The organism is Actinomadura sp. 6K520 (genome assembly GCF_004349245.1).
Lineage (GTDB): Bacteria > Actinomycetota > Actinomycetes > Streptosporangiales > Streptosporangiaceae > Spirillospora.
Window position 1 is genome coordinate 1 of sequence record NZ_SMLC01000217.1, and the last position, 10,428, is coordinate 10,428.

8 protein-coding genes are annotated in these 10,428 nt (G+C 69.7%); 6 read left to right on the forward strand and 2 right to left on the reverse strand.

Translation table 11 applies throughout. The features are described from left to right. Positions 1-450 precede the first annotated feature (450 nt). From E1289_RS33290 to E1289_RS33310, 5 genes are all read left to right on the forward strand, one after another. Positions 451-2,811, forward strand: a complete 2,361-nt coding sequence (locus E1289_RS33290; protein WP_131987406.1) for a phosphoketolase family protein — start codon at positions 451-453, stop codon at positions 2,809-2,811. A 153-nt stretch (positions 2,812-2,964) separates the two neighbouring features. Continuing rightward, on the forward strand, positions 2,965-4,032 hold the full coding sequence (locus tag E1289_RS33295) for an acetate/propionate family kinase (RefSeq protein ID WP_131987408.1): 1,068 nt from the start codon (positions 2,965-2,967) through the stop codon (positions 4,030-4,032). A gap of 372 nt (positions 4,033-4,404) precedes the next feature. Then, complete coding sequence (locus E1289_RS33300; RefSeq protein WP_131987410.1) at positions 4,405-5,292, forward strand: helix-turn-helix transcriptional regulator; 888 nt, start codon at positions 4,405-4,407, stop codon at positions 5,290-5,292. Further along, positions 5,283-5,468 carry a DUF397 domain-containing protein gene (locus tag E1289_RS33305; protein ID WP_131987412.1) on the forward strand — a complete coding sequence of 62 codons (186 nt, stop codon included), beginning with the start codon at positions 5,283-5,285 and terminating at the stop codon, positions 5,466-5,468. The genes E1289_RS33300 and E1289_RS33305 overlap by 10 nt, the downstream gene beginning before the upstream one ends. A gap of 494 nt (positions 5,469-5,962) precedes the next feature. Further along, positions 5,963-7,219, forward strand: coding sequence for an HNH endonuclease signature motif containing protein (locus tag E1289_RS33310; protein ID WP_131987414.1), 1,257 nt, complete (start codon positions 5,963-5,965; stop codon positions 7,217-7,219). Here E1289_RS33310 and E1289_RS33315 read toward each other — a convergent pair. After that, positions 7,141-8,223 carry a hypothetical protein gene (locus tag E1289_RS33315; protein WP_131987416.1) on the reverse strand — a complete coding sequence of 361 codons (1,083 nt, stop codon included), beginning with the start codon at positions 8,221-8,223 and terminating at the stop codon, positions 7,141-7,143. The genes E1289_RS33310 and E1289_RS33315 overlap by 79 nt on opposite strands. 253 nt (positions 8,224-8,476) lie before the next feature. Continuing rightward, positions 8,477-9,481, reverse strand: coding sequence for a UDP-glucose 4-epimerase GalE (gene galE / locus E1289_RS33320; protein WP_131987418.1), 1,005 nt, complete (start codon positions 9,479-9,481; stop codon positions 8,477-8,479). Positions 9,482-9,763: 282 nt separating this feature from the next. On the opposite strand from galE, the gene E1289_RS33325 reads away from it, so the two are divergent. Further along, a complete protein-coding gene (locus tag E1289_RS33325) occupies positions 9,764-10,426 on the forward strand; it encodes a response regulator transcription factor (protein ID WP_131987420.1) in 663 nt (220 codons plus the stop codon). The last annotated feature ends 2 nt before the right edge of the window (positions 10,427-10,428 follow it).

A 10,428-nucleotide genomic window follows, 5' to 3' on the forward strand; every position in this document is an offset into this window, starting at 1 on the left:
AGAGGTCCCCGTCCCGCCCGGACGGGGACCTCTCGTCGCAGATGCGCGACCGTCCGCCGACCGTACGCGCGAACCGGTGAACCTACGTGCGGGTAAGCGGCAGGCTTCGAGGCACCCGATGGAGACGCTCCCACCGGTTCGCTGGGGGGCGGGGCGGAGGCCGCGCCTGCGGTGCCGGGAACACCGGCGCCCCCGTACGCGGCGGCCGCCCCTGTAACCGGGTGACGTCCACATCCAGGTGGGGGGACAGGGCCGCGGCGGCACGCACCCGCCGCCGTGGCCCTGCTCGGCCTCCACGGCCGGGACGTTCGGCCCTTTGCCTCCGGCACCGCCGGTGATGGGCTTCCGGTGAGGGTTGAGGTGGCTGATCGAGGGAAACTCTCGCCAAGATCCTCCTGGGACGGTACCGACCTCCCCAGCCCCCGATCGGAAGGGACAAAGGGACCCGTCATGACCGAGTCCGCCGCCATCACCGACGACGAGGTGCGGCAGATCGACGCGTACTGGAGAGCGGCCAACTACCTGTCCGTGGGGCAGATCTACCTCCTGGACAACCCGCTGCTCCGCGAACCGCTCCAGCGGGACCACATCAAACCGCGGCTGCTCGGCCACTGGGGCACCACCCCCGGCCTGAACTTCTGCTACGCGCACCTCAACCGCGCGATCAGGGCGCGGGACCTCGACATGATCTACGTTATCGGCCCGGGGCACGGCGGCCCGGCGGCCGTCGCGAACGCCTGGCTTGAGGGCGTCTACAGCGAGGTGTACCCCGACGTGTCGCTGGACGAGCCGGGCATGCGGCGGCTGTTCCGGCAGTTCTCGTTCCCCGGCGGCATCCCCAGCCACGTCGCACCGGAGACACCGGGGTCGATCCACGAGGGCGGCGAGCTGGGCTACTCGCTGGCCCACGCCTACGGGGCGGCCTTCGACAACCCCGACCTGGTCGTCGCGTGCATCGTCGGGGACGGGGAGGCCGAGACCGGGCCGCTGGCGGCGAGCTGGCACTCGAACAAGTTCCTCGACCCGGTGAAGGACGGGGCCGTCCTGCCCATCCTGCACCTGAACGGCTACAAGATCGCCAACCCGTCGTTCCTCGCCCGGATCCCCGAGCAGGAGCTCGTCCAGCTCCTCGACGGCTACGGGTACCAGCCGTTCCTGGTCAGCGGGGACGAGCCCGGATCCATGCACCGCAAGATGGCCGCGGCGCTCGACCAGGCGCTCACCGAGATCGCCGAGATCCAGCGCGGCGCCCGCGAGGCCGGGGCCGAGGGGCGGCGCCGCTGGCCGATGATCGTCCTGCGGTCGCCCAAGGGCTGGACGGGCCCGAAGGAGGTCGACGGGAAGCCGGTCGAGAACACCTGGCGCTCCCACCAGGTCCCGCTCGGCGGCGTGCGCGACGACCCCGAGCACATGGCGCGGCTGGAGGAATGGCTGCGGTCGTACCGTCCGGACGAGCTGTTCGACGACACGGGGCGCCCCGTCGCCGAGCTGACGGCCGTGGCGCCGCAGGGCGAGCGCCGGATGAGCGCCAATCCGCACGCCAACGGCGGGCTGCTGCTGAAGCCGCTCGTCCTGCCCGACTTCCGCGACTACGCGGTGCCGGTCGACAAGCCGGGCACGACCAGCACCGAGCCCACCCGCAAGTTCGGGGAGTTCCTGCGGGACGTCGTACGGGCCAACCCGTCCAACTTCCGCATCATGGGCGCCGACGAGACCGCGTCCAACCGCCTCCAGGACGTGTTCGAGGTCACCGACCGCGTGTTCCAGGGCGAGCTGCTGCCCACCGACGAGCACCAGGCCCCGTCCGGGCAGGTCATGGAGGTGCTGAGCGAGCACCTGTGCCAGGGCTGGCTGGAGGGGTACCTCCTCACCGGGCGGCACGGGCTCTTCAACAGCTACGAGGCGTTCGTCCACATCGTGGACGCGATGTTCAACCAGCACGCCAAGTGGCTGAAGGTCACCCGGCACCTGCCGTGGCGGGCGCCGATCGCGTCGCTGAACTACCTGCTGTCCTCGCACGTGTGGCGGCAGGACCACAACGGCTTCACCCACCAGGACCCCGGGTTCCTCGACGTCGTTCTGAACAAGAAGCCGGAGATCGTCCGCGTGTACCTGCCGCCGGACGCGAACACGCTGCTGTCGGTCGGCGACCACATCCTGCGGTCCCGCGACTACGTCAACGTCGTCGTGGCGGGCAAGCAGCCGGCGCTGAACTGGCTGCCGATGGACGCCGCCATCGCGCACTGCACCCGCGGCGTCGGCATCTGGGAATGGGCGTCCACCGACGGCGGCGCCGACCCCGACGTCGTCCTCGCCTGCGCGGGCGACATCCCGACGCTGGAGACGCTCGCCGCCGTCGACCTGCTGCGGCGGCTGTTCCCCGAGCTGCGGGTCCGGGTCGTGAACGTCGTCAACCTCATGCGGCTGCAGCCGCACTCCGAACATCCGCACGGGATGCCGGACCGCGAGTACGACGCCCTGTTCACCACCGACAAGCCCGTCATCTTCGCGTTCCACGGCTACCCGTACCTCATCCACCGGCTCACCTACCGCCGCACCGGGCATACGCACCTGCACGTCCGCGGCTACAAGGAGGAGGGCACGACCACCACGCCGTTCGACATGGTCATGCTGAACGACCTGGACCGCTACCACCTCGTCATGGACGTCATCGACCGCGTCCCGTCGCTCGGCGGGCGCGTCGCCCACATCCGGCAGCGGATGGCCGACCAGCGGCTCGCGGCACGCGCCTACACCCGGCTGCACGGGGAGGACGCACCCGAGGTCAGCGACTGGACCTGGCCGTACTGAGCCCCGGCCGTACTGAGCCCCGGCCGTACTGAGCCCCGGCCGTACTGGCCTGGCCGTACTGGCCTGGCCGTACTGGCCTGGCCTGGCCGTATTGGGCGGAGACGCCCTACGGTGACGGAGTGCTACTGAGGAGCGGCTACTGAGGAGCGGGTGATGCGGGTACTCACGGTCAACCCCGGGTCGAGCAGCCTGAAGGTGAGCCTCCTGGACGACGACGACACCGTCCTCGCGGTGGAGTCCGGTGTCGGTCACGAGATGGCCCCGACGGTCACCGACATGCCGCCCCCCGACGCGATCGGCATGCGGTTCGTCCACGGTGGCACCGACTTCCCCGGGCCGGTGCTGATCGACGCCAAGGTGACCGAGCGGCTGCGCGACCTCGCCGACCTGGCGCCGCTGCACCAGCCGGCGTCACTGGAGGCCCTGGCGGAGATCACCGAGGCGCTGCCGGACGTCCCCGCCGTCGCCTGCTTCGACACCTCGTTCCACGCCACCCTCCCGGACGCCGCCGCCACCTACGCGCTCCCCGAGGAGTGGCGGCGGCGGTTCGGGCTGCGCCGCTACGGATTCCACGGCCTGTCGTTCGCCTACGCCGTGCGCCGGACCGCCGAGATGCTCGGCACCGTCCCGGCCCGGACGGTCGTCTGCCACCTCGGTGCCGGCGCGTCGCTCTGCGCCGTCGCCGAGGGCCGCTCGGTCGACACCACGATGGGGTTCACGCCGCTGGAGGGACTGGTCATGGCGTCCCGGGCGGGGAACGTCGACCCCGGCATCCCGTTGTGGCTGGTCAGGCACGGCCTCTCCGCGGAGGAAGTCAACACCGCGCTCGAACGCGACTCGGGGCTGCGCGGCCTCACCGGGACCGGCGACATGCGCCGCATCCGCGGGCTGGCCGCGGAACGCGACGCGACCGCGCTCGCCGCCCTGGACGTCTACCACCACCGGCTCCGCGCCTGCGCCGCGGCCATGACCGCCTCGCTCGGCGGGCTCGACGCCCTGGTGTTCACGGGAGGCGTCGGCGAACACGACCCGTCCGTCCGGATGCGCCTGGCGGAAGATCTCGCCTACCTCGGCGTCTCCATCGACCCGGACCGCAACAGGGCGGCGGACGAGGACACCGACATCACGGCTCCCGGCGCCTCCGTCCGCACGCTCGTGATCGAGGCCCGCGAGGACCTGGAGATCGCCGCCGGGACCCGCCGAGTCCTCGGACACGAGTAATACTCTCTCTCCCCCGACCGGCGGTCGAACTTCACTGCTGGATGGGCTTGGCCCAGAAGAGGGTGCACGGAAACCAAGTCCGTGTCGGTGTGCCTGTGGGTGTGCCTGTGGATGCTGACCAATTCGGGGACGACCGTACGGCTGATGTAGGCGCACCCAAGGTTCCGCTGCTGGAATGCCTCTGCAAGTCATGTACGAGCCATCTCTTCGCGCGCGCGCGAGCAATTTAGGCGAGGTCGCGCCTATCTTCGTGGTCGGCTTCTAAGCGATCACAGGAAACAAGCTCTCGGATCGATTTTGTTCGCGAATTCGGGTGGTCAAATCTTCTCTCCCGTGTCACTCTATGCACTGGCAATCTCACGAAGAGTGTGCATGACCGCCCTTCCACGGCGGCCGCCGCTCATGGCCGGTCATCACCGGCCGTCCACGGTCAAGGGAGACGAAGCAATGGGACAACGTCCGAACGACCTGCGCCCCTGGGAGTCGCCTAAAGCGCTGTTCGGCTCCGAGCTGCGGCGCTACCGGGAAGCCGCGGGGCTGAGCATCGCTGGCCTGTGCGACCTGCTCCAGGACAGCGCGCCCTACTCGAAGAGCACGATCGGCACCGTGGAACGCGGGGAGTCACGCCCCGACCGGCTCCTCGCGGTCCAGGCCGACCGCGTCCTCGACACCCGCGAGGCACTGACCCATATGTGGGACGGCCTGTTCAAGGGTGCCAACGCCGTCCCGGCATGGTTCGCTGACTGGGCCATGCAGGAACCGAAGTTCGACGCGATCCGGAGCTACCAGCCATTGGTCGTTCCTGGACTTCTTCAGACCCCTGCCTACGCGGCCCACCTGCTCGACAACGACGAACCCGCCGTTGAGGCTCGTCTGGCACGGCAGGAGGTCCTGGCCAGTGCAACACCACCACGTCTGATGTACGTGATGGACGAGAGCGTGCTTCTTCGGGACGCGGGAAACCCCGAAGTGATGCGTGACCAGCTTCAGCACCTGCTGGCGGTCTCCTGCCGTCATGTCCGCCTTCAGATCGCCCCGCTCCGTCTGCACGAGGGCATCGGCGGAGCCTTCGCCATCGGAACGCTCCCGGATGGCGGCGAGGTAGGGTACAAAGACAACGCAGTCAGCGGCGACACGACCACCGATCGTCTCGAAATCAAACGGCTCACCGGGCTGTTCGCGTCAATTCAGTCCGCCGCGTACCCCGTGGACCAGTCCCTCGAACTGATAGCAAAGGTGGCGAAGGAAAAGTGGACCTGAGCACCGCCGCATGGCGCAAGTCGAGCCGCAGCTCCAACAACGGCGGCGACTGCGTCGAAGTCGCCCGTATGAGTGACACCGTCGCCATCCGCGACAGCAAGAACCCCCACGGACCCAAGCTCCTCCTCACCCCCCATGACTTCAGGAACCTCACCCGGTCTCTGAAGAACGCCTGATCACCAGGTCCCTTGCCGGCTTCGCGTGCCGGTCATTTTCGTGGCCGCAGTTCGTGGCTCGCTAGCCCGTGATTCGGTGGCCGTGCGGTGGGGGCGGCGCTGCGTACGGGGCCGCCCCTCCAAAGTCAAGGGCGCCTTCGGCGTCGCTTCGCGATGGGACTCCGTCCCACCCTTGACTTCGGAGCCTCTGCGGCCCCTGAGTGCAGCTTTCGTCGGGCAGGCTCCGCCTGCCCTCTGCCCGACGCGCCGCCCCCACCGCCAGCCAAGAAGCTCCACCGTCAGCCCTTCAGCCGTCAGCCCTTCAATGTGCTTCGGATGTTTGTGATACGGAGTGGATGGGATTGGCGGCAGATTTCTTCAGGGGGAGGCTTTGCCCGAATTTTCGGATTAGTTCTTTTGTTGGGCGTCATTCAATTCCGATGTGGCGCAGTGGTGACAATATTGGCTCCCCGCTACAGGCTGTGAATGGGGTGAGTGGGCCTTAGAATTGGGGCATGGAAAGAGTTGCGGTCGATCTGGCGGTGGCGTCCACCATGGAATTGGTGAACGCCGCGTCCGCGATCGCGGCCGAACTCGCCCGGCGTGAGCCGCCCGAATCGGCGGCCGCCTGCCTGGAACTCACCGAGGCCCTTTCCACGGCCAATGACATGAACGAGGCCGCCCTCGCCGGATTCGTTTCCGTCGTGGACGCCGGTCGTGAGGTGCAGCGGTGGGGTTTCCCGTCCACGCAGTCGTGGCTGCGCAACCGGCTCGGCATGCGCGACGCCCGAGCCAAGGAACGGCTCGTCCTCGCCCGGCAGCGGCACCGCCTGGCCGAGGTCACCGGACGGTGGAGGGCCGGTGACCTGTCGCTCGGTTACGCCGCCACCATCGCGGGCGCGGTCGCCCGACTTGACGATGAGGACTGCGGCGCCGCCGAGAAGATCCTGCTCGGCATGGTCGATCAGGACTTCTCCGCCGGAAAGGTGGCTTCGTTCGGCCGCCGTATTCGTGACGTGATCGCAGAGCGGGATGGCACCGAACGGGCACCCGACGATGCTCAACGAGGCTACGACCGGTCCTGGGTCGACTCGACGCGTTCTCTGGACGGCGGGCGGTACATCAAGGGTTGGCTGAACGCCGAAGACGCCGCCGTCTGGGACGGAACGCTCGGGCCGCTTGCCAAGCCCGCCGGTACCGATGACCGCCGTGACCTGTCCGAGCGGACTGCGGCGGCGTTGTCCTCCGTGCTGTCGGGCGGGCACAAGGCCACCAAGGTCACCGTCATCTGCGACCTGGACACCCTCACCGGCGGCACCGCACCCGGAAGGCTGACCGACGGTACCCCCATCCCCGCCGAGCAGGCCCGGCGTATCGCCCTGGCGGCCGGGGTCTCGCCCCTGCTGCTGGGACGCGGTCACGTGCCGCTCTACCTCGGATACCGGGAACGGTTCGCCACACCGGGGCAGCGACGGGCCCTTGAGGCCCTCTACCCCACTTGTGCGGTGCAGGGCTGCGAAGTCCCCGGGACATTGAGCGAGGTCGACCACGTCCATGGCTGGGCGCTGGGCAACAGCCCCACCGACGTCGACCAGCTCACTCTCACCTGCGGTTTCCACAACCGGTACAAGGCCGCGCACCCCGGGCGGGTCGCGGTCCGCCGAGACACCGAAGGCCGCTACAGTTACCGCCTTCAGGAGCCTGAAACCAGAGGCAAGACCGTGACGCCCATCGCGACCGGCCGTCCACCGCCCTGGAACCAGGCCGCCTGAACTCCGAGCCGCCCCATCCTTCGGCGGCGCACCCCGTTCCGCCAGTCCCGTGCCGGGGCGCTGCGCGTTCCTCCCGGCGCTAACACCGCACGGGACCGGGTGGTACGGCTCGCCCTCGATTCCCGCAGGACGCACATTCTCCGCGGCGCGACGGCGCGGACCGTGACGCGCACCCGGCGCCCGCTTCCCCGCGGCCGGGAAGCGCGAGGATGCTTGAACACGGTGCGGCCGAGCAGCGCCGCATAGCCGGGGTGGTCGACGGAGGAAGGCGGGGGCGGGGGCCGGGAGTCCCCGTCTCCGGGAGCCAGGCCGGAAATCCATTCCCACACGTCGAAGAAACGGCCCCAAGGTATTTTGACCGTGTAGGCGCCGGCGACCTTGAACTCGGTGCCGAGGCTCCATGACCGCCGGGTCATCGGCGGCTCGTCCTGCCCTGCGACGGCCACGTCGGGCAGCGAAACGGACCTGGATCGGAAACGGGTGCGGAAGTGCGCCGTCTTGACGTCCATATAGGCCTGCAGCCTGCCGTCCCCCGACAGCGTGAGGCCGAAGTCGGGCGGGTTGAGGAAGCGCAGCCGGCCGCTCATCGAGGCCCGCGCCTCGAAGGAGGCCCCGCTATGGGGAATCCCCAGGGCCGAGCCCACGGAAAAGGAGCCGCCGACACCGGCGCCGCCCTCGAAGGTGAGCGCCAGGGCGTCCCGCGTGAACGAACCGGTCGCGCCGCCGCCGAGCCCTCGGTAGAGACTGAGCTTGAGGGCGAGACCGGCGTCGTCCACGGGGATCGAGACGGCGGAATCCCGGCCGGTGTTCGCGTTCTCCCCGGAATGGCGCGTCGCCGCCGCGCGCCCGGCGGAGTACGGAGCGTTCAGCGGCAAGGGCCCGGTGCCGGAGGATTCCCGCGGTGCGCAGGAGACGTCGACGACACAGCCGCAGGCGCGGCCGGAGTTCGGGCGCGCCTTCGGGACGATCAGCATGGCCGGAGCGGCCAGGATCATGGCGGACACCAAGATGATCCGGACACGTCTGTCCCTGCATGCTCGCTTCATGATTCCTCAGTCCGCGCACCTGCCCCCACCCGTACAGAACAGCGACACTATAACGCTAAGTATACAAAGAACTACATAGAGTAACCACTGGGTTCTTTACGCGACAATGCGGCGCTGGCCGGGCATGCGGCGCGGGCGGTGCACGACGGGCCGGGCCCGCCGCACCCCTCACGGGGAGGGTTCGGCGGGCCCGGGAGGAGGGTCGGGCCGGTCAGGACGCGGCGAGTTCGCGGCGGCGTTCGGCCCACTGGAGGGAGTGCCGGATGGCGTCCTCGATGGTGTACTCGGCCTTCCAGCCGAGCAGGTCCCGCGCCTTGGCCGGGTCGACGAAGGCGCCGACGACGTCCCCGGGGCGGGCGGGGGCGTCCTCGGTCCGGAAGGCGTCGCCGACGACCTCCCGGAAGGCGTCCACCAGCTCGCGGACGGTGGTGCCGTCACCGGTACCGAGGTTGATGACCTGGTAGCCGGGGCGGTCCCCCAGCGGGGGGATGATCGAGTCGAAGCGCAGGGCGGCCTCGTAGAAGGCGCGGGCGATGTCCCAGACGTGGATGTAGTCGCGGATCGCCGTGCCGTCGCGCGTCGGCCAGTCCACCCCGGTGATCTTGAAGGGGACGCCGAGGTCGTGGCACTCGATCATCTTGCCGAGGGCGTGCGTGGGCTTGCTGTTCTGCAGGCCGGTCCGCAGCCGCGGGTCCGCCCCGATCGGGTTGAGGTAGCGCAGCGAGACGACCCGCAGCCTGGACGCCTTGGTGAGGTCCTCCATGAGCAGCTCGGCCATCATCTTCGAGCGGGTGTAGGGGTTCTGGGGCTCCAGCGCGGAGGACTCCGACACCGAGAGGTCCGGCTCGGGCCGGTACATCCCCGCGGTGGACGCGAAGATCATCCGGTCGCGGCCGTTGCGGATGAGGTGGCCGGCGAGGTCGAGGGTCTTGCTGAGGTTGACCCGGTAGTAGCGCAGCGGGTCGGTCATCGAGTCGGGCACCACGATCAGCGCGGCGCAGTGGACGGTCGCGACGATGTCGGGGTGCTCGCCGAAGATCCGGTCCACCAGCCCGCCGTCGCCGATGTCGCCCCGGTAGAAGATCCTCCCGTCGGTGAACTCCGGCCGGCCCGTGACGAGGCTGTCGAGCACCACGGGCGTCACTCCGCGTTCGGCGAATGCGGAGGCGATCGTGCTGCCGATGAACCCGGCTCCCCCGGTGATCAGGACTTTCATGTGGCATCCCCTGATAGCCGTGCGTCCCCTGAAAGTGGTCACGCTCAGGATCAGGAGGCGATCGCGGAGGGTCAACGGCCCGCACCCCAGGTGACCGGCTCCGGACGGCGGTGAACCGGCGGCGCCGTCCGGGCGTCCGCGCACGAGTTCTTCCGCGGCCGTCACCAGCGAAGATCTCGGGAGCGCGGCGGACGGGCCGGCGGATGTCCGAAACGTGCGGTGGGCGGGCGAGTACAGCATTTGCAGGATCCGCCGCGCGCCGGCAGCGGTCATGGTCGGTGGATGCAACCGATCCGCGTCCTCATCGTGGACGATCACGCGCTCTTCGCCGAGGCCCTCGCGGCCCGGCTGGGCCGCGAGCCCGATCTGGTGATCCTGCCGATCGCCGCCGACGTGCGGCGCGCTCTCGCGCTGACCGCCACCGAGCGCCCGCGGGTGCTCGTCCTGGACCTGACGCTGGGCGCGGAGAACGGGCTCGACGTCCTGGGCCGCGTCCGCGAGGCGCACCCGGACGTGCGGGTCGTCGTGCTCACGGCGATGAGCGACCTGGACGCGCTGGTCCAGGCCGTCCGGCGCGGCGCCGTGGGCTGGCTGGAGAAGACCGAGAGCGCGGACCTCGTCGCGCGGGTGATCAGGTCCGCGGCCCGGCAGGGCGGCTGGATCCCGCCGGACGTCCTCGGCGAGGTGCTGCGCCGCCTCGTGCGCGGCGACGGGGAGCCGGTCGGCGGGGCCAGGCTCCTCGCCGGGCTGACGCCGCGCGAGCAGGAGGTCCTGCAGTGCATGGTGGACGGCCTCGGCCGCGCGGAGATCGCGGAAGAGCTGGGGCTGTCGGCGAACACCGTCCGCACCCACACGCAGAACCTGCTGTCGAAGCTCGACATGCACTCCGCGCTGGAGGCCATCACGCTCGCGATGCGCGCCGGGATGCGTCCCACCGACCCCTGACC

Excerpts from the sequence above, each read along its gene's own strand:
- E1289_RS33295 (WP_131987408.1), top strand. The coding sequence starts at position 2,965 with ATGCGGGTACTCACGGTCAACCCCGGGTCGAGCAGCCTGAAGGTGAGC.
- E1289_RS33325 (WP_131987420.1), top strand. The coding sequence starts at position 9,764 with ATGCAACCGATCCGCGTCCTCATCGTGGACGATCACGCGCTCTTCGCC.
- galE (WP_131987418.1), bottom strand. The coding sequence starts at position 9,481 with ATGAAAGTCCTGATCACCGGGGGAGCCGGGTTCATCGGCAGCACGATC.
- E1289_RS33300 (WP_131987410.1), top strand. The coding sequence starts at position 4,405 with ATGACCGCCCTTCCACGGCGGCCGCCGCTCATGGCCGGTCATCACCGG.
- E1289_RS33290 (WP_131987406.1), top strand. The coding sequence starts at position 451 with ATGACCGAGTCCGCCGCCATCACCGACGACGAGGTGCGGCAGATCGAC.
- E1289_RS33310 (WP_131987414.1), top strand. The coding sequence starts at position 5,963 with ATGGAAAGAGTTGCGGTCGATCTGGCGGTGGCGTCCACCATGGAATTG.